The organism is Achromobacter sp. GW823-FHT04E03, from assembly GCF_058796095.1.
On record NZ_JBXAIJ010000003.1, the window covers coordinates 644,160 to 663,876 of the forward strand.

Genomic DNA, 19,717 nt, shown 5'->3' on the forward strand with positions numbered 1-19,717 from the left:
TTACCGGACTTGCGCCACGGTCTGCTGCGCGGCGTCCAACGCCACGGTGTCCTCGACGCCGACCTCGACCGCCGCGCCGTTGTGCAGGCGCAGCTGGCCTGAGGTCACGACCTGGTCGCCCGCCTGCAAGCCTTCGGTCACGACCACGCGGCCGCGCACGCGCTCGGCCGTCTTCACATAGGCCTGGCGGACCGTCGGGCCGGCGGACGCCTCGCCCGCCTTGGGCGGGTTCAGCACGTAGACGGAATCGCCATAGGCGCTGTAACTGACCGCGGTTTCCGGCACGGTGATCACGCCGGGACGCGCGGGCAGGCCGATCTGGCCCTGGGCATACATGCCGGCCGCGAGCGCGCCGTCGGCGTTCGGCAGGGTCGCCTGCACGCGCACGGTGCGCGACCCTGCGTCCACTTGCGGCTCCACAGTGGTGATCTGACCTTCGAAGACGCGTCCCGCATGGGCGTCCACGGTCACCGCCACCGGCTGGCCCGCGCGCAACGCGCCCATGGCCTGCTCGGGCAGGGTGATGTTGGCGTACATGGCGGAAGCGTCGGTCAGCGATACCAGCGGATCGCCGGCGCGAGCGAATTGCCCCAGGTTCACGCGGCGCACGCCCAGCACGCCGTCAAACGGCGCTTTGATGCGCTTTTGCTCGATCAAGGCCTGCACGCGCTTGATGTCGCCCGCGGCCTGGTCGTAGTCGGCCTGCGCCTGGTCCAGTTGTTCGCGCGTGGCGGCCTGTTGCGGCAGCAGGCGGCGGGTGCGGTCCAGCAAGGCGCGCGCATTGCGCGCCTGGGCCTGCAGCCGGGCCAGTTCGCCCTGCTCGGGCGCGTCGTTCAATTGCACCAGCAACTGGCCGGCCTGGACCTGCGCGCCCGAGGCGAACAGGATACGGTCGACCCGGCCGTCCACTTCGGCCGCTACCTGCACCTGGCGCGCCGCCTCCAGCGAGCCGATGCCGCTCAGCGTGACAGGGAAGTCCGCCTGCCGCGCGGCGGCCACCGCGACCTTGGCCGGCGCCATGGCCCAGCCGCCCTTTTGCTGCGCGCCGCCGTACTTCCAGTACAGTCCGCCGCCCGCCAGCGCCAGCGCCACGACCCCGGCCGCCCACGCTCCTGATTTCGCCTTCATGATTGACTCGCTATTTATCAAAGAATGTTCTTGGATAATCCACGATATCGGGCATTTCGTCAAAAGGGTTAATCCAATCCCCTGCATAGCGGCGGACTATGGCGCGCAAGCCCCTGCGGGCCGTGTGGGCAAAAAAAAACCGCCAGCAGGCTGGCGGTTTCGTGGAGCGCAACGCGGCTAGGTCCGCACCATGTGCAGATAGTGGCGATGCCGTTCGTACTGGTCCAGGATGTCGCCGATGACGGCGTCGCGGCTCCAGCCCATGATGTCGTAATCCTGCCCGCCTTCGCGCAGGTGGACCTCGGCGCGGAAGTACTTGCGCTCGTCCTCGTCGGCCGCTTCCTCGGGCGTGAGACTGGGACGCACGAAAGCCTCGGGCTGCACCGCGTAGGAAAAGTCCAGGTGCTCGCCATGGGAGACTTCCATGATCACGCCCTCGTCGTTGCCGTGCTCGCGCACTTCCACCTGGTAGCCCTGCTTGCGCAGTTCGTCCGCCACGTCTTCCATGGCGGGCCGCACCACGTCGCTGATGAAGCGCTGCACATGGGCGCGGCGCGGCATCATGACCATGTTGCGCAGGCGCCGCTCCCATGACTGTCCGCCGCGCGCGGGGCGTGACAAGGTCAGCGACTGGTAGCGGATGCCGCGCTTGGTCGCGTCCAGCTTGAGCGCCTTGAACAGGCCCCACAGCGACAGCAGCAGAATGATGGAGAAAGGCAGCGCGCTGGCGATGGTCGCGGTTTGCAGGGCCGTGAGGCCATCGGCCAGCAGCAGCGCGATCGCCACCGCCCCCATCAGCACCGACCAGAAGATGCGTTGCCACACGGGCGTGCGGTCCGAACCGCCGGAGGCCAGCAGGTCGACCACCAGCGCGCCCGAGTCGGCCGAGGTCACGAAGAACACCGCCACCATCGCGATCGCGACGACGGACAGCACCCCGCTCCAGGGCAATTGTTCCAGGAAGGCGAACAGCGCCAAGGAAGAATCGGCCTGCACCACTTCCGCCAGGCCCTGCACCTTGTCGACCAGGATCATGTGGATGGCGGTATCGCCGAACACCGTCATCCAGAACAGCGTGAAGCCGGCCGGCACCAGCAGCACGCCGGTGACGAATTCGCGGATGGTGCGGCCGCGCGAGATGCGCGCGATGAACAGGCCCACAAAGGGCGACCACGCAATCCACCAGCCCCAGTAGAACAGCGTCCAGCCGCCGATCCAGTCGGTGGGTTCGTAGGCATACAGGTTGAAGGTCTTGTTGACGATGTCAGACAGGTAGGCGCCGGTGTTCTGAACAAAGGTCTGAAACAGGAACACCGTCGGGCCGACCACCAGCACGAACAGCAGCAGCACCGCCGCCAGCACCAGATTGGTCTCGGACAGGATGCGGATCCCCTTGTCCAGGCCGCTGGCCACCGACAAGGTCGCCAGGCCGCAGGTGACGATGACCAGGATGATCTGCGTGGTCACGCCCACCGGAATGCCGAACAGATGGTTCAGGCCGCTGTTGATCTGCGCCACGCCCAGGCCCAGCGAAGTCGCCACGCCCAGCACCGTGCCGATGATGGCGAAGATGTCGACGGCATGCCCGATGGGCCCGTGGATGCGGTTGCCGATCAGCGGATACAGCGCCGAACGCAGGGTCAGCGGCAGCCCGTGCCGATAGCTGAAGAATGCCAGGATCAGCGCCACCACCGCGTAGATGGCCCAGGCATGCAGGCCCCAGTGGAAGAAGGTGATCTTCATGGCTTCACGGGCCGCAAGGGCGGTGCCCCCCTCGCCCACGGGCGGCGCGATGAAGTGCATCACGGGCTCGGCCACGCCGAAGAACATCAGGCCGATCCCCATGCCCGCGGAGAACAGCATCGCGAACCAGGTGAAGTTGCGGTAATCGGGTTCGCTGTGGTCGGGTCCCAGCTTGATGTCGCCATACCGGCTGACCGCCAGGAATACCACCGCGATCAGGATGATGGCCACGACCAGGATATAGAACCAGCTGGCGTTGCCCAATATCCAGCCCTGCACGGACTCGAACAGGCTTTGCGCGACCTTGGGCGCCAGGATCGCGAACCCCACCAGCAGCAGCGTGAACACGGCCGCCGGAAAGAACACTGGGCGATTGATGGTGGATGGTCGGGTTTCTGAAGTCATGCTGCCGCTCCTTTCGCCCGAGGGTTGGAAATTCCCAGCACGCGTCCCCCCTCAGTCCGGCCGCGCGCCGCAAGTATTACTATCACGGCCTAAGGCCGTCTGACAATCTGAAACCGCAAGCCGGGCCGGCCAGAGGAGAGATATCCCATGATCGATCACCTGGACCATCTGGTCCTGACCTGTACCGACCCCGACGCCACGGTGGACTTCTATACCCGGATCCTGGGCATGCGCCTGGAAACCTTTGGCGAAGGCCGCCAGGCGCTGCGCTTCGGCAACCAGAAGATCAACCTGCACGTGCGCGGCCATGAGTTCGAACCCAAGGCCCACCTGCCCGTACCGGGCGCGCTGGACCTGTGCTTCATCGCCGATCGCCCGCTGGAAGACGTGATCGCGCATCTGAACCGCGAAGGCGCCCGGATCATCGAAGGCCCCGTGCCGCGCACTGGCGCCACCGGCAAGATCCGCTCGGTCTACCTGCGCGACCCGGACCTGAATCTCATCGAAATCTCGGAATTGCTGGCCTGAGGCCGGGAACCGGCCGCCTTAGTCGGTCTTCGGTTCGCCGAAGACCACGCTGCGGAAGAAACCGGCCAGCACGGCCTCGGTCATTTCCGGCGTGACGGCCTGCGGGTCGAAGGCATAGCTGAACTGCATGCCGTCCGACAGGGCCAGCAGGCCCAGTGCCATCTGTTCCGGCGGCATGCGTAGCGGCGTGCCGACCCGCGCAGAAAACTGGCGAATGTATTCCGTGGTGGCTTCGCGCAATTCCCGCATGCAAGCCACGAAGCCAGCCCGGAAATCCGGATCGCGCGCCGCCTGCAACTTGCCTTCCATCCACAGCAGGAAACAGTCGTTCTCGCGGTAATGCGTGGAGTAGTACTCCAGCACGCGGGCTTCCATCTGCGGACGCGATTCGCCGTCCTCGAAGATGGCGCGCATGTCGCTCATCACGCTCTCGTGATCGCGCCTGAGCAGTTGCAGGAACAGTTCGGACTTGCTGGTGAAGTTGGAATAAAAGGCCCCGCGCGTGTACCCCGCCTGCTCGGCGATGTCCTCCACGCTGGCAGCCACGAATCCCTTGGCAAGAAAGATCGATTGCGCAGCGTCGAGCAGACGCTGGCGCGTCTGGTCACGGCTTTGCTCTCGCGTAAGGCGGACTTTTGACATGGCGGGAGTTTAGCACTGGGGAGCATTTCAGATTCAATATTGAATTCGAATTCATACATGTATTAGAATCCAGGCCGTATCGGGTCGAAACCGGCCCTTATTCCCGAATCTCCGCGCCGCGAGGTGTTCCGTGACTTGCCCTGGCCCTGCCGCGCGCTTTGCCGCGCGCGCCGCCGCGGCCGCCTCTGCGGCGCCGCTTTCACCCTCCAACCGCTCCCGCCATTGGCCGCGCCTGTGGTCGCTGCCTGCCGCCGCGTCACTCGCTCTGCTGCTCGCTGCCTGCGGCCGCAATGAAGCGCCGCCGCCCGCGCCGCGCCCTGTGGTCGCCATGCCCGCCCAGGCCGATGAACGCCTGCCGGCCTGGACGCTGCCTGGCGAAGTGCAGGCGCGCTACAGCACCCCGCTGTCGTTCCGGGTCAATGGCAAGATCATCGAGCGCCAGGTCCGGCTGGGCGATGCCGTCACCCCCGGGCAGATCGTCGCCAAACTGGATCCGGCCGACGCCGCCAAGAACGCGGCCAGCGCCCGCGCACAGCTGTCGGCGGCCCAGCACCAGCTGGACTACGCGCGCCAGCAGCTGGACCGCGACCGCGCCCAAGCCCGCGAAAACCTGATCGCCGCGACCCAGCTGGAACAGACCCGCAACGCCTACGCCGCGGCATTGGCGCAACGCGACCAAGCTCAACAGCAGGCAGCGTTGGCGGCCGACCAGCTCAAATACACCACGTTGCAGGCCGACCATGCTGGCGTCATCACCGCGGAGCAGGCGGACACCGGACAGAACGTGGCCGCCGGCGAACCGGTCTACAGCCTGGCCTGGTCCGGCGACATCGACGCCATCTGCGACGTGCCGGAAAGCGTGCTGGCGGGCCTGGCCATCGGCCAACGCGCCAGCGTCACGCTCGGCCCGCTGCCCGGCCAGACGTTCTCCGCGGTGCTGCGCGAGATCGCGCCGGCCGCGGATCCGCAAAGCCGCACCTATCGCGCCAAGCTCACGCTGGAATCCCCGACCCCGGACGTGCGCCTGGGCATGACGGCCAATATCAGCTTCGACAACCGCTCCGGCGAAAACCTGACGACCTACACCGTGCCGGCCACCGCGCTGTTCCATGACGGCCCCGCGCCCGCCGTGTGGATCGTCAAGCCGGACGCCGACACGCTGGAGCTGCGCCGCGTCGAGGTGCTGCGCTACGACGCCCGCACCGTCACCCTGTCCAAGGGCCTGCAGGCGGGCGAACGCGTGGTCTGGCAAGGCGTGCACGCGGTGGCCGCCGGTGAGAAAGTCCGCGCCGTGCCGCCGCTGCATCCCGAGGATTTCGCCTCATGAGCGGCCCGCAGCATGACGCTTCCGTGCAGGCGCCTCGCCACGAGGAAGGCCGGTTCAACCTGTCGGCATGGGCGCTGCGGCACCAGCCGCTGGTCATCTTCATCATCACGCTGATCACGCTCTTCGGCGTCCTGTCGTACTCGAAGCTGGCGCAATCGGAAGATCCGCCTTTCACCTTCCGCGTCATGGTCATCAAGACGCTATGGCCCGGCGCCACTGCGCAGCAGGTGCAGGAGCAGGTCACCGACCGCATCGCCAAGAAGCTGCAGGAAGCCCCCAACACGGACTTCATGCGCAGCTACTCGCGGCCGGGCGAATCGCTGATCTTCTACACCATGAAGGACTCCGCGCCCGCCAGCACCGTGGCCGAACAGTGGTACCAGGTGCGCAAGAAGGTCGGCGACATTGCAGCCACGCTGCCACCGGGCGTGCAAGGCCCCTTCTTCAACGACGAATTCGGCGACGTCTATACCAACATCTACACGCTGCAGGGCGACGGCTTTTCGCCCGCGCAGCTGCATGACTACGCCGACCGGCTGCGCACCGTGCTGCTGCGCGTGCCGGGCGTGGCCAAGGTGGACTACTTCGGCGATCAGCCTGAGCACATCTACGTCGAGATCTCCAACACCCAGCTCACGCGGCTGGGCGTGTCGCCGCAGCAGATCGCCCAGGCCATTAACAGCCAGAACGCCGTGACGAGCGCGGGCACGCTGACCACCGCCGACGACCGCATCTTCGTGCGGCCCAGCGGCCAGTACGCCAACAGCCGCGTCCTGGCCGACACGCTGATCCGGGTCAACGGCAAATCGATCCGGCTGGGCGACATCGCCACCATCCGCCGCGGCTACCAGGATCCGGCAATCGAGCAGATGCGGCTGGGCGGCAACGCCGTACTGGGCATAGGCATCACCATGCAGCCGGGGCGCGACGTGGTCCATCTGGGCAAGGCTTTGAGCGCCAAGTTCGAAGAACTCCAGGCCCAGTTGCCCGCCGGGCTGACGCTGAAGGAAGTCTCCAGCATGCCCAAGGCGGTATCGCATTCGGTCGACGACTTCCTGCGCTCCGTGGCCGAAGCCGTGGCCATCGTGCTGGCGGTGAGCCTGGTGTCCCTGGGCCTGCGCACCGGCATGGTGGTGGTCATCTCGATCCCGGTGGTGCTGGCGGTCACGGCGCTGTTCATGGACATGTTCGGCATCGGCCTGCACAAGGTATCGCTGGGCACGCTGGTGCTGGCGCTGGGCCTGCTGGTGGACGACGCCATCATCGCGGTCGAGATGATGGCGGTAAAGCTTGAACAGGGCTGGAGCCGCGCGCGCGCCGCTGCATTCGCCTACACCAGCACTGCCTTTCCCATGCTGACCGGCACGCTGGTCACGGTGGCGGGCTTCCTGCCGATCGCGCTGGCCAAGTCCAGCACGGGCGAATACACCCGTTCCATCTTCCAGGTGTCCGCCATCGCGCTGATCACCTCGTGGTTCGCCGCCGTGGTGCTGATCCCTTTGCTGGGCTACCGCATGCTGCCGGAACGCAAGCGCGAAGCCCATCTGCCCGACGACCACGAACACGACATCTACAACACCCGCTTTTATCAGCGCCTGCGCGGCTGGGTGGGCTGGTGCGTGGACCGCCGCTACCTGGTGCTGGGCGCCACGGCGCTGATCTTCGTCGTGTCCATGGCCTGCTTCCGCTTCGTGCCACAACAGTTCTTCCCCAGTTCCGACCGCAGCGAACTGCTGGTGGACGTGCGACTGCAGGAAGGCGCCTCGTTCGCGGCCACGCTGCGCCAGGTCGAGCGGCTGGAAAAGGCGCTGGAGGGCCGTCCGGAAATCGATCACTCGGTCAGCTTCGTTGGCACCGGCGCACCGCGCTTCTACCTGCCGCTGGACCAGCAGCTCGCCACCCCGAACTTTGCCCAGCTGGTCATCACCACGCATTCGGTGGAGGACCGCGAGAAGCTCGCGCAATGGTTGCAGCCCGTGCTGCGCGAGCAGTTCCCGGCCATACGCAGCCGCCTGTCGCGCCTGGAGAACGGCCCGCCCGTGGGCTTCCAGGTGCAGTTCCGCGTGAGCGGCGACAGGATCGCCGACGTGCGCGCCGTGGCCGAGCAAGTGGCCGCCGAGGTCCGCGCCGATCCGCGCTCGACCAATGTGCAGTTCGACTGGGACGAACCGTCCGAACGTTCGGTACGCTTCGAGATCGACCAGCAAAAGGCGCGCGAGCTGGGCGTCAGTTCCAGCGATATCTCGGACTTCCTGGCCATGACCCTGTCGGGCTACGCGGTCACGCAATACCGCGAACGCGACAAGCTGATCACCGTGAGCCTGCGCGCGTCGCAAGAGGAGCGGATCGATCCCGCGCGCCTGGCCACCCTGGCCATGCCCACGCCCAACGGCGCGGTGCCGCTGGGCAGCCTGGGCCACGTGCGCTATGACCTGGAGTATGGCGTCATCTGGGAACGCGACCGCCAGCCCACCATCACGGTGCAGGCGGACGTCGCGGCGGGCGCGCAAGGCATAGACGTCACCCGCGCCATCGATGCCAAGCTCAACACCCTGCGCGCCGGGTTGCCCGTCGGCTACCGCATCGAGGTGGGCGGCCCGGTGGAGGAAAGCGCAAAAGGCCAGTCCTCGATCAATGCCCAGATGCCGCTGATGGCGGTGGCCGTGCTGACCCTGCTGATGCTGCAGCTGCAAAGCTTCGCCCGCGTGCTGATGGTGGTGCTGACCGCGCCGCTGGGGCTGATAGGCGTGGTCGCGGCGTTGCTGCTGTTCGGCAAGCCCTTCGGCTTCGTGGCCATGCTGGGCGTGATCGCCATGTTCGGCATCATCATGCGCAATTCGGTCATCCTGGTGGATCAGATCGAACAGGACATCGGCGCCGGCCACAAGCGCGTGGACGCCATCGTCGGCGCCACGGTGCGGCGTTTCCGCCCGATCACGCTGACGGCCGCGGCCGCCGTGCTGGCGCTGATTCCGCTGTTGCGCAGCAACTTCTTCGGCCCCATGGCCACCGCCCTGATGGGCGGCATCACCATCGCCACCGTGCTGACGCTGTTCTTCCTGCCGGCCCTGTATGCCGCGTGGTTCCGCGTCCGCCACGACGAGCGCGACGAACCCGAAGGCGTGCCGCCGGGCGCCAACGCCGGCGACACGGTGGAACGGGGAGCATGACGATGACCCAACTTTCCTTGCGCGTGGCCGCCCTGCCCTTGATGCTGGCGCTGGGCGCCTGCGCCTTCGCGCCCAGCAGCAAGCCGCCCGCGGTCGCGCAACCGACGCAGTACGGCGTCGAAGCCACGCCCCCCGCGAGCGCCGCCGCCCAGGGCGTTGCGCAGCGCTTCGAGCAAGGCGCGCGGCCCGTGCCCGAATGGTGGAAGCGCTATGAATCAGAGGCGCTGAACGCGCTGGTGGCCGAAGGTCTCGCCAACAGCCCGGACCTTGCCGCCGCCGAACGCAACCTGGCCGGCGCGCGCGAACAGCTGCGCGGCCAGGTGAATTCATCGTTACTGCCTTCGGTCGACGCGGGCGCCGATGCCTCCCGCCGGCGCGCGCTGACCATGCCGAACCTGCCCGAACCGACGGCGCAATACAACGTCTTCACCGGCCAGGTCCACGCCAAGTACGACCTGGACCTGTTCGGCGCGGCGCGTTTTGCCAACGCCTCGCTCGCGGCCCAGGTCGAGCAGCAGACCTTTCAGCTGGAGTCGGCCCGCCGTTCGCTCGCCAGCAACATCGTCACAGGCGCCATCACTGCTGCGGCGCTGGCCGAACGCGTGGCGTTGACGGAGAAGCAGGTGGTGCTGGCGCGGCAGGTCGCGCGCGACACGCAGCGCCGCTACGAACTGGGCTCGGCCTCGCAGAACGACGCGCTGGACGCGGACCAGGACGCCGCCACGCTGGAAGCGTCGCTACCCGGCCTGCGCGCGCGCTGGCATGCGACGCGCCATGCGCTGGCGGTGCTGCTGGGCCGCAATCCGGACCAGGCTCCGCCCGATCTCGCCTTCAGCATGCTGGCCGTGCCGCAACAAGTGCCGGTGGTGGTGCCGTCCGAACTGCTGGCCGCGCGCCCGGACATCCTGTTCGCCGATGCGGTGGTGCAGGCCGCGGCGGCCGACGTGGGCTTGGCCACCGCGCAGCTGTTCCCCAGCCTGTCCTTGTCCGCGTCCATGGGCAAGAGCGGCTTCAATTGGCCCGCTGCGATGTCGGGCGCCGGCGCCGTCTGGGCCATCGGCGCTTCGCTCACGCAGCCTATCTTCCATGGCGGGGCGCTACTGGCCGAGCGCAGCGCGGCCAAGGAACGCTACGAAGCCGCGTTGCTGCAATACAAGCAGACCGTGCTGACCGCCTTCCGCGACGTGGCCGACACGCTGTCGCGGCTGGACGCCGACGGGCAGGCGCTGGCCTCCGCCGAAGCGTCGCGCCGCGCCGCGGAGCAGTCCTACCGCAACACCGCCAGCCGCGTGCGGCTGGGCGCGCTGGCGCCATATACCGAGTACGCCGCCGAGCAGCACTACGTGGCGGCCCGCCTGCGCGAGATCGAATACGCCAATGCGCGCCTGACCGAAACGGCGGCGCTGTTCCAGGCCATGGGGTCGCCGGCCCGCGCCGCGCAGCAATAGGCGCATCCGGCCACATCCGGCGACACGCGGCCATGGCCGCGGCGGATCGGCACGCAAGCCCTCGCGCTCACGGCGCGGGGGCTTGTTCCTTCATGCGGGTGGCCAGCGCCAGCGATTCGATGCGGCGGGCGGCCGACTGCAGCAAGGCCGTGGTCTTGTCCTGCGCGATAGTGTTGAGCCGAGCCGCAAGAAAGGTGACGGTCAGCGCGCCGAACACGCGCCGGTCTTCCTGGAACACCGGCACCGCGATGCCCGCCCGTTCTGGCGAGATCTCGCCCACTCCCAGATAAAAACCCTGCACCCGGATCCGGTCCAGCTTGCCGGTGAATTCGGCCTGCGTCGCCCCCAGGCCCAGGTCGCGGATCTCGTCCGCATGGGCCTCGTACAGGCGGCGCTGATCCTTGCGCGGCAGGAAAGCCACGATGGTCTTGGCCGTGGCGCCGCGGAACAGCGGATGGGCGCGGCCGCGGCCGTGCGGAATGCCCAGTTCGTCGGGTCCGCGCTCGTGGTGGATGTTGAGGATGCGCAGGCCGTGGATCACGCTGAGCAATACGTCGCCGCCCACCTGATCCACCACCTCGCGCATGATCGGACGCGCCACGCCCAGCACCGGATCGCCGTCGATGATGAGGTGGTCCAGTTCGATGATGCGCGGCCCCAGCTTGTAGCCTTCGCCGGTCACGCGCAGCAGATAGCCCAGGTCCGTCAGATCGCGGATGTAGCGGTAGCCCGTGGGCGCCGAATACGACAGGCGCGAAATGATCTCTTCCGCCGACAGCACCGGGGTTTCCAGGCTGAAGAGGTCAAGTATCGCTAGGGCTCGCTTCAGGGTGGACATGGCGGTCGTGGGACGGGGAACAACGCGGGATCGGGCGCAGCGTATCACAGGGATGCCCGCGGCGCGCCTGGGCCATAGGCGCTGACTACCAGACCCTGATTTCCCTCCAGACGCAAACTATCGTTTTTCTATTTTTTATCATTTATAGATAAAAACTAATTGGATTAGATAATTTTTTATCGAATAATGATATTCAAGCAATGGGCAGATTGACGTCCAACACGCCACTGCACCTGCGGAAAACATCAGGGGAAAATCCATGAAGCAGTCTTGCGGCACCAAGGGCGGCATCAGCCGCCGGCATTTCCTGGGGGCTTCGGCCGCCACCTTGGCCAGCGCGGCGCTGGCGCGGCCCGGCCGCGCCTGGGCGGCCGGCTATCCGGCCGAACGCGCCATCCAGTTCATCGTGCCCTTCCCCGCTGGCGGCGGCACCGACCTGGTGGCGCGTCCGCTGGCCCAGGGCATCGGCGAAGCGCTCAAACAAAGCGTGGTCGTCATCAACAAGGGTGGCGCCGCAGGCAACATCGGTACCCAGCAGGCCGCGCGTTCGGCGCCGGACGGCTACACCATCGCGCTGGGCTCCACCGGTACGCACACGGTGAACCAGAGCCTGTACGAGAACATCGGCTATGACCCGGTCAAGGACTTCGAACCGGTGTCCATGGTCTGCTACTACAACAACGTGCTGGTGGTGCATCCGTCGTTTCCGGCGCGCACGCTGCAGGAGCTGGTCGCCATCATCAAGGCCAATCCGGGCAAGTACTTCTATGGCATCACGCAGAACGGCAGCTCTGCGCACCTGGCCATGGAACTGCTCAAGGCCACGGCCGGCCTGGACCTGCCCGGCGTGCCGTACAAGGGCGCGGCAGCCGCGGTCAACGACTTCCTGGGCGGACAGTTCCCGATCCTGATGGATGTGGTGATCAACCAGCAGCAATTCATCCGCGGCGGCAAGTCGCGCCCGCTGGCCGTGACCTCGGCGCAGCGCGCGCAGGCGCTGCCCGACGTGCCGACCGTGGCGGAATCGGGCTTTCCCGGCTATCAGGCCATAGGCTGGAACGGCGTGTTCGCGCCCGCGGGCACGTCCGCCGCCATCGTCCAGACGCTCAATGGCGCCGTGCAAAGCGCGCTCAAGCAGCCCGCCCTGGAGCAATTGACGCAGAACGGGCTGGAGCTGCACGGCAGCACCCCGCAAGAACTGAGCCGTTTCGTCGCCACCGAAAGCGAAAAGTGGCGCACGCTGATCAAGAGCGCCAACATCAAGGCCACCTGATGCAACGCATACCCTATGGCGTCCCCGTGGACGCCCACTCCAATCCCTGGCTGGCGCTGGACCGCGAGCTGCGCGCGCAGGGCCTGCGCGCCGCGGGCGCCGCGCCGGTGCGCGCGGTGGTCTGCGTCACCGTCCACGTCGACGGCCCCGCCGTCGAGGTCGGCCGCAAGCAGTTCCCGGCCGGTCCCCACACCGCGGGCCGCTATGCCATCCGCCGCGGCGTGGCGCGGCATCTGGAGATCCTGGCGCGCCACGGCATGCCGGCCACGTTCTTTGCCTGCGGCTATGACGTCGAGCACTATCCGGCGACCTTCCACGACATCCTGGACGCGGGCCACGAGATCGCCGCCCACGGCTATCTGCACGAAGCCTGGGACCTGGGCGATGACGAGCCCGCGCTGCTGGAAAAGACCCACCGCATCATCCAGCGCGAGCTGGGCGTAACGCCCGCGGGCTGGTGCTCGCCCTCGGGCCGCAAGAGCCATCGCACCCTGCCCGCGCTGCGGCGGCTGGGTTACTGCTACGACGCCAGCGAAAAGGACCAGGACCGTCCCTACCTGCCGGCGGACACGACGGACTTCATCATGCTGCCGAACAACACGGTCTCGCTGGACGACTATCCGTTCTACTTCTCGGGACACAGCCTCGCCGCGGAAGCCTATGACAACTGGGTGCAGGAATTCGAGGCGCTGCGCGCAGCCGAAGGCTATGTGCACCTGACCGTACACCCCAAGGCCGCCGGCGGCTCCGGCACGCCGGCCCGCGCCGCGGCGCTGGACCGCTTCCTGGCCTATCTGGCCGCACAACCCGATGTGCACGTCATGACGCTGGAAGCGCTGGCGCGGCACTGCCTGGCCCGCCCCGACGCCTGGAGAAGCGCATGAGCGCCGACAAAACCGTACTGGTCACCATCAATGTGCAGGGCATCGGCCCCGAAGCCGCGACCCAGCCCGAAACCTCGCTGCACGGGCGCGACGCGCATGGCCGCTACACCTACGGCGGCGGCCTGGCGCGCGTGCTGGACATGCTGCGCCGCCAGGACATCCGCGCCACGCTGTTCTGGCCGGTATTCGAAGCCGAACGCTGCCGCGGCCTGCTGGAGCAGAGCCTGCGCGACGGCCACGAGGCCGCCTCGCACGGCAATGCCTACGAAGACCTGCCCGCGCTGGGCGAGCGCGAAGGCGAAGTGCTGGAACGGGCCCGCGACCGGCTGGCCGAACTGACCGGCTCCGCCCCGCAAGGCTTTCGCTATGCCGGCGCGTTTACCGCCAATACCGTGCCGCTGCTCCACCAGCTCGGCTATCGCTACGACAGCAGCGCCATCGACGACGACGCCCCCTACGCGCTGGACGCGGACGGCGGCCCCGGCATGGTGGAGCTGCCCTGGAGCGAAGGCCTGTGCGACGCCACCCATTTCAGCCGCCGCGTGACGCAGGACCGTGCCTATGCGCACTGGGTGGAGCAAGGCGATGCGCTGCTGGCGACCGATGGTTATGCCTGCCTGACCCTGCATCCGCGCGCCGACAACGGCGTCGGCCGCGCGGCCAGGTTGGTGAAAGTCGAGCAATTGCTGGAGCGCTTCCGCGCCGCAGGCGCCAGCTTCAAGACCTGCTCCGAGCTGGCCGCCTCCCCCCCTACGCGCTGAACGCAAGACGCCGATGGCGTGCTTGCACTGGTAAACCCTGAGCAATATTGGCGCCAAAATAAGCTAACATTTTTTCGCCATCCAATTCCCACCCCCAGATTGCGGCGCGGCGCGCCGCCCAAGTCCATGACCCAGATCACCCAATTTCCCTTCGTATCGGTTTCGGGCGCGCCCGAGGCCCGCGGCCGCTCGTATGGCCAGCAAGCCGCCGACCGCGTGCGCAAGAGCGCCAAGATGTACGGCCAGACCCTGGTCGACCTGGGCTATGACGCCATGGCGCGCACCCAGCTGATCAATGGCTTCGCCCGCGAGATCGAGAACTTCGCGCCGCACTACCTGGAAGAAATGCGCGGCATCGCCGCGGGCGCCGACGTGCCTTTCGAAGACATCGTGATGGTGAACGCGCGCACCGAAGTCATCGCCAAGGCCCGCGCCGAGAAGAAGAAGGCCGCCGAGCTGGAGCCGGGCGACGGCTGCACCGGCGCGCTGATCCTGCCGACCCGCTCGGCCAACGGCCGCCTGATCCATGGCCAGAACTGGGACTGGCGCGCGGAATGCGCCGAGACCGCCATCGTGCTGCGCGTGCACAACGACAACGGCCCCGACATGCTGACCTTCGTCGAAGCGGGCGGACTGGCGCGCAGCGGCCTGAACAGCGCCGGCGTCTCGATCACCGCCAACTACCTGGAGTCCGACCGCGACTTCCGCCAGCTGGGCGTGCCGCTTTCGTTGATCCGCCGCAAGGTGCTGGAACAGGAACACTTCGCGCTGGCGATCAAGGCGGTGGCGACCACGCCCAAGTCCTGCTCGAACAACATCATGATCGGCATGGCGGCGGGCTTCGGCGTCGACTACGAATGCACCACCGATGAAGCCTTCCCCATCTACCCGGGCAGCGACGATCTCATCGTCCACGCCAACCACTGGGTCAGCGAAGTGGCCCTGAGCAAGCTGCGCGACACGGGCCGCGCCAGCACGCCGGAAAGCGCTTACCGCGACTGGCGCGTGCGCCGCCTGCTGAACGAGGAATCCAAGCTGACGCGCGAAGACTTGAAGCGCGCGCTGTTCGATGACTTCGGCGCGCCCTATTCCGTGTGCCGTCCGCCGCGCCCCGGCAGCCACGACAATCTGTCGGCCACGGTGGCGATGGTGATCATGGAGCCCGAGGCCGGCCTGATGGAAGTGGCGCCGCTGCCGGCGCTGAACCGCAGTTTCACCCGCTACAGCCTGACCGCCGAACCCGAACTGCTGGCTGCCGCCTGAAGCGGCGCGCCCGCGCAACCCCAGGAAAACGTATCGATGAAAAACCATTTGTTGAGCGCCGCGGTTGCGCTGGCGCTGGGCTCCATGGCCGGCGCGGCCTGGGCGCAATCCGCCCCGCCGCTGCGCATTTCGTTCACGGCCGATATCCGCTCCACCGAACCCGGCGTGAACCGCGACAGCAACAGCGACGCGGTGGTGCTGCACATCGTCGAGGGCCTGGTGGCCTACGGAGAGGACGCCGAGGTGCGGCCGCTGCTGGCCAAGTCGGTGGATATCAGCGCGGACGGCAAGACCTATACCTTCAAGCTGCGCGAAGGCATCAAGTTCCACAACGGCAAGCCGATGACGTCGGCCGACGTGCTGTGGACCTGGCAGCATTACACCGCGGCCAATTCGGGCTGGCGTTGCGCCAGCGAGTTCGACGGGCGCGGCACGGTCAAGGTGACGGGCGTGGAAGCGCCGGACGCGCAGACCGTGGTCTACCACATCGAAAAGCCCAGCAGCCTGTTCCTGGCGACGCTGGCGCGCGCCGACTGCGGCGGCACTGGCATCCTGTCCAAGGATTCGGTGCGGGCGGACGGTTCCTGGGACAAGCCCATCGGCACCGGGCCGTTCGAATTGGCGGAATGGAAGCGCGGCGAGTACGTGCGGCTGACGAAGTTCGCGGGCTATTCGAACCTGGACGGCAAGCGTGACGGTTATACGGGATCGAAACGGCCGCTGGTGGACGAGGTGCGCTTCCTGATCGTGCCGGACGATTCCACCGCCAAGGCGGCCCTGCAGCGCGGCAACATCGACATCATCGAGGACGTGTCCAATAGCGACGTGCCGGTGCTGCAAGGCACGCCGAACGTCAAGGTGGCGCATGCGCCGGTGATGAGCATGACGGCATTGCTGATGCAGACCAAGGATCCGGTGCTGGCCAATCCGAAGATGCGGCAGGCGCTGGCGCACGCGATCGATTACCAGCAACTGGCGGCGGCGGTGACGGAAGGCCTGGCTCAGCCCAACAATTCGATCGTGCCGCTGGTGTCGCCCTACTATGACGCGGCGCAGAAGCAGGGCTGGAACTACGATCCGGCGCTGGCGCAGAAGCTGCTGGGCGAAGCGGGCTACAAGGGGCAGGATCTGACGATCCTGACGACCAAGCGCTATCCGCAGTCGTACAACTCGGCGGTGATCATCCAGGCGATGCTGCAGGCGGTGGGGATCAAGGCGCAGTTGTCGGTGGTGGAATGGGCGACGCAGCTGGACCGCTATAACGCGGGCACTTACCAGATGATGACGTTCCCCTATTCGGCGCGGCTGGATGCGGCGCTGAACTACGAGATGGTGACGGGGGACAAGGCGAAGCAGCCGCGCAAGGTCTGGGACAATCCGCAGGCGCTGAAGCTGATCGAGGCGGCGTCGTCGGATACGGATCATGCGAAGCGGCAGGCTTCGTTTGATCAGCTGCATAGGCTGTTCCTGGCGGATGTGCCTAGTATTCCTTTGTATAACGGGTTGGATATTGGGGCTTATCGGGCGGATATCAGGGGGTATCAGCCTTGGGCGGTCAAGAAGCCGCGGGCTTGGGAGGTGGAGCGGGTTTCGGCGCCTTGATGTTGGTTTTGTTGTCTTTGTTGGTGCCTTCGTTGTCTTCGTAGGTCGCCCGGCGGCGCGGGCCCTGAGGCTGCTCGCGCCCACGATTGCGGTCCGGAGCGTTCGCTCCGGACTGCCCCGTCGTCATCGTCGTCACCGCCTGCGGCGGCTCCTTCCGATTCCCTCGGGCGCATCGAGGTTGCTCGCAGCCTCAGGGCCCGCGCCGCCGGGCTACGAGTTTCTTGGTTCGCTGCGCGGTTAGACCCGTGGGTAGTGGCGAGGTTTGCGGGGCCCGCCGCTTGCGGCCGCGCAGGCGGCCGCAAGCAGCTTACGTGGTGGTGGGGCGTCGGGGCGGTGTGCGCTGGCGCGCTGGCGTGGGTCTTGTTTTTTCTCTACTCGCAGTTTCCTCTCCCCGCAGTTTTCCCTCCGCTTTTTTCTTCTTCTCCCCGTCTCACTCCTCTCAGATTGGCTGGCAGCATCAGTCCGGCCTATTAGGGATACTACTGGTATCTCTTTGGGATACCAGTGGGGTACCTTCTCGTCCATTGCGCCGGACGGCAACTCGGAGTCTCTGCCGTCCGCGCCTTTTTCTTACGCTGCAATACACATGAACGCTACGCAACGCACCTATCAAACCCTGCTGGACCAGATCGTTTCGCGCCGGATTCCGGCGGGGGAAGTGTTGGAGGAACGCCGACTGGCGGATGAGCTGGAGGTGTCGCGCACGCCTTTGCGCGCGGCCATGAACCGGTTGTTGGGTGAAGGGATGCTGGAGCGGCTGTCCAACGGGTCCATCGTGGTGCGCTCGTTTGGCGTGACGGACCTGCTGGAGCTGCTGCAGATCCGCAGCCTGCTGGAGAGCGAAGCCGCGGCGATGGCGACCGGGCGGATTCCGGCGGAGCCGTTGGAAGGGCTGCGGGCGCGGCTGCAGGCTTTGCTGGATGCGAAGACGCCGGACGAGAAGTCGGATTGGGAGGTCGACAACGCGCTGCACGATCTGGTGGCGGCGTATTGCGGCAACCGGAATCTGGCGACGATGATCACGGCGACGCGGCGGCAGGTGCGGATGTGCGATGTGGAGCGGCTGCCGCAGCGGCAGGTGCAGGCGCGGGAAGAACATCTGGCGATTGTGGAAGCGCTGCTGTCGGGGGAATCGACCCGGGCGCGGCAGGCGATGGCGGCGCATCTGGAGAACGTGCGGCGCAGCTACGTGAATTCGCTGGGGTATCTGAGCCATGGCGCGTGACATGGATGCCTCCCCGCTCGTGATCCGCCCGCGGCCGCTCACGCCGGAGGCCTTCGCGCCTTATGGCGAAGTGATCGCGCACCAGGGCGCGGAGCGCCGTCACCATCTGACCGAGCCCATGCGGCACAGCCCCGAAGTTGTGCGGCACGCCAGCTGGGTCAGCCGGGTGCAGGCGGCGCCGCCCGGGCCGGTGGAGATCCGGCTGATGGAGCGCCACCGCTACGCGGCGCAGAGTTTCGTGCCGCTGACGGACTCGCCCTATCTGGTGGTGGTGGCGCCTACCGGGGCCGACGACCTGCCTGACATGGCGCGGCTGGAAGCGTTTCTCGCAACCGGCAGCCAGGGCGTGTGCTACCGCGTGGGCGCCTGGCATCACGGCCTGACCGTGCTGCGGGGGCCGGCGGAGTTCCTGGTCCTGATGGGCCAGACCGGCCGCGGCGATGACGACGAGTTCTGGCAGGCGCCGGCTCCGCACGCCCTGGTTTCGATTTCCGATTGACCCTATCCCGATGGCTAGCCCGCTATGACTACCGATCATCCCCACTTGCGCCGCGATTTCGTCGGCTACGGCGCCAACCCGCCCGATCCCCGTTGGCCGGGCGGCGCGCGCCTGGCGTTGAATCTCTGCATCAACTACGAGGAAGGCGGCGAGCCTTCGGTGCCGGACGGCGACGCTGAATCCGAAACCGGACTGACCGAGGGCGGCGCGGGCGGCTTCGCCGGGCGGGACCTGGCGGCCGAGTCGATGTTCGAGTATGGCAGCCGGATCGGCTTCTGGCGCGTGCACCGGCTGCTGCAGGAGCGCGGCATGGCGGCCACGATACTGGGCTGCGGCCTGGCGCTGGAACGCAATCCGGAAGTCTGCGAGGCCATCAAGGCGGCGGGCTATGACGTGTGCGCGCACGGCTGGCGCTGGGAACGGCACCAGAACCTGACGCTGGAAGAGGAACGCGAGCGCATCCGCCGCACCGTGGAATCGATCACCCGCACGGTGGGCTCGCGGCCGCTGGGCTGGTATTGCCGCTACGGCCCCAGCCTGAACACCCGCGCCCTGCTGGCCGAGGAAGGCGGTTTTCTCTACGACTCCGACACCTACAACGACGAGCTGCCCTACTGGACCGAAGTTGCCGGCAAGCCTCATCTGCTGGTGCCCTACGGCCTGGCCAACAACGACGCCAAGTTCATCCGCGGCGGCATGGCCACGGGGCAGGACCTGTTCGAGTACCTGCGCGACGCGTTCGACATGCTGTACGAGGAAGGCGCCACGGCTCCCAAGATGATGTCCGTGGGGCTGCATCTGCGCCTGGTCGGCCAGCCGGGCCGCGCGGCGGGCCTGGCGCGCTTCCTGGACCACGTGGCGGCGCACGGCGACGTCTGGGTCTGCCGGCGCGCCGACATCGCGCGCCACTGGCATGCGCACCATCCGGCCGCCCAGGGCGCCGCGCGCTGATTCATTTTCTGCATCGCCCACGTTTTCTCA

16 protein-coding genes are annotated in these 19,717 nt (G+C 67.1%); 12 read left to right on the plus strand and 4 right to left on the minus strand.

Features of this window, described 5'->3' with window-relative positions:
- Window positions 1-1,128, minus strand: a complete 1,128-nt coding sequence (locus AC1RHV_RS22540; protein WP_119449047.1) for an efflux RND transporter periplasmic adaptor subunit — start codon at window positions 1,126-1,128, stop codon at window positions 1-3.
- A gap of 177 nt (window positions 1,129-1,305) precedes the next feature.
- The gene (locus AC1RHV_RS22545) at window positions 1,306-3,276 is read right to left on the minus strand and encodes a BCCT family transporter (RefSeq protein ID WP_054450443.1); all 1,971 of its coding nucleotides are present in this window, start codon (window positions 3,274-3,276) and stop codon (window positions 1,306-1,308) included.
- 147 nt (window positions 3,277-3,423) lie between these two features.
- Here AC1RHV_RS22545 and AC1RHV_RS22550 point away from each other — a divergent pair, with 147 nt between their 5' ends.
- A complete protein-coding gene (locus AC1RHV_RS22550) occupies window positions 3,424-3,804 on the plus strand; it encodes a VOC family protein (protein WP_054450441.1) in 381 nt (126 codons plus the stop codon).
- A gap of 18 nt (window positions 3,805-3,822) precedes the next feature.
- Here AC1RHV_RS22550 and AC1RHV_RS22555 read toward each other — a convergent pair whose 3' ends face one another.
- Complete coding sequence (locus tag AC1RHV_RS22555; protein WP_119449046.1) at window positions 3,823-4,446, minus strand: TetR/AcrR family transcriptional regulator; 624 nt, start codon at window positions 4,444-4,446, stop codon at window positions 3,823-3,825.
- Between the two features lie 232 nt (window positions 4,447-4,678).
- On the opposite strand from AC1RHV_RS22555, the gene AC1RHV_RS22560 reads away from it, so the two are divergent.
- The 3 genes from AC1RHV_RS22560 to AC1RHV_RS22570 are packed head-to-tail and all read left to right on the plus strand — an operon-like array spanning window position 4,679 to window position 10,391.
- Window positions 4,679-5,773 carry an efflux RND transporter periplasmic adaptor subunit gene (locus AC1RHV_RS22560; RefSeq protein WP_082400744.1) on the plus strand — a complete coding sequence of 365 codons (1,095 nt, stop codon included), beginning with the start codon at window positions 4,679-4,681 and terminating at the stop codon, window positions 5,771-5,773.
- Complete coding sequence (locus AC1RHV_RS22565; protein WP_460360264.1) at window positions 5,770-8,943, plus strand: efflux RND transporter permease subunit; 3,174 nt, start codon at window positions 5,770-5,772, stop codon at window positions 8,941-8,943. The genes AC1RHV_RS22560 and AC1RHV_RS22565 overlap by 4 nt, the downstream gene beginning before the upstream one ends.
- 2 nt (window positions 8,944-8,945) lie before the next feature.
- Window positions 8,946-10,391 (plus strand): efflux transporter outer membrane subunit, encoded by a 1,446-nt coding sequence (locus AC1RHV_RS22570; RefSeq protein ID WP_492302210.1) that lies wholly within the window; start codon window positions 8,946-8,948, stop codon window positions 10,389-10,391.
- 67 nt (window positions 10,392-10,458) lie between these two features.
- Here the strand turns inward: AC1RHV_RS22570 and AC1RHV_RS22575 are convergent, their stop codons facing one another.
- Window positions 10,459-11,229: an IclR family transcriptional regulator gene (locus AC1RHV_RS22575; RefSeq protein ID WP_082400661.1), complete on the minus strand. Its 771-nt coding sequence runs from the start codon at window positions 11,227-11,229 to the stop codon at window positions 10,459-10,461.
- A 259-nt stretch (window positions 11,230-11,488) separates the two neighbouring features.
- On the opposite strand from AC1RHV_RS22575, the gene AC1RHV_RS22580 reads away from it, so the two are divergent.
- The 8 genes from AC1RHV_RS22580 to AC1RHV_RS22615 all read left to right on the plus strand — a co-directional run bounded on the left by AC1RHV_RS22580 (window position 11,489) and on the right by AC1RHV_RS22615 (window position 19,687).
- On the plus strand, window positions 11,489-12,502 hold the full coding sequence (locus AC1RHV_RS22580; protein ID WP_492302018.1) for a Bug family tripartite tricarboxylate transporter substrate binding protein: 1,014 nt from the start codon (window positions 11,489-11,491) through the stop codon (window positions 12,500-12,502).
- Entirely contained in the window at window positions 12,502-13,386 is an 885-nt protein-coding gene (locus AC1RHV_RS22585; RefSeq protein WP_054450433.1) for a polysaccharide deacetylase family protein, read from the plus strand. Before AC1RHV_RS22580 ends, AC1RHV_RS22585 begins: the two co-directional genes overlap by 1 nt.
- Entirely contained in the window at window positions 13,383-14,147 is a 765-nt protein-coding gene (locus AC1RHV_RS22590) for a polysaccharide deacetylase family protein (RefSeq protein ID WP_492302020.1), read from the plus strand. Before AC1RHV_RS22585 ends, AC1RHV_RS22590 begins: the two co-directional genes overlap by 4 nt.
- A gap of 126 nt (window positions 14,148-14,273) precedes the next feature.
- Window positions 14,274-15,410: a C45 family autoproteolytic acyltransferase/hydrolase gene (locus AC1RHV_RS22595; protein ID WP_175181216.1), complete on the plus strand. Its 1,137-nt coding sequence runs from the start codon at window positions 14,274-14,276 to the stop codon at window positions 15,408-15,410.
- A gap of 36 nt (window positions 15,411-15,446) precedes the next feature.
- Window positions 15,447-17,012, plus strand: coding sequence for an ABC transporter substrate-binding protein (locus AC1RHV_RS22600; protein WP_054450431.1), 1,566 nt, complete (start codon window positions 15,447-15,449; stop codon window positions 17,010-17,012).
- A 586-nt stretch (window positions 17,013-17,598) separates the two neighbouring features.
- On the plus strand, window positions 17,599-18,237 hold the full coding sequence (locus AC1RHV_RS22605; protein WP_054450430.1) for a GntR family transcriptional regulator: 639 nt from the start codon (window positions 17,599-17,601) through the stop codon (window positions 18,235-18,237).
- Window position 18,238: 1 nt separating this feature from the next.
- Window positions 18,239-18,736 carry an ureidoglycolate lyase gene (locus AC1RHV_RS22610; RefSeq protein ID WP_460360267.1) on the plus strand — a complete coding sequence of 166 codons (498 nt, stop codon included), beginning with the start codon at window positions 18,239-18,241 and terminating at the stop codon, window positions 18,734-18,736.
- Window positions 18,737-18,760: 24 nt separating this feature from the next.
- Window positions 18,761-19,687 (plus strand): allantoinase PuuE, encoded by a 927-nt coding sequence (locus AC1RHV_RS22615; RefSeq protein ID WP_125473040.1) that lies wholly within the window; start codon window positions 18,761-18,763, stop codon window positions 19,685-19,687.
- The last annotated feature ends 30 nt before the right edge of the window (window positions 19,688-19,717 follow it).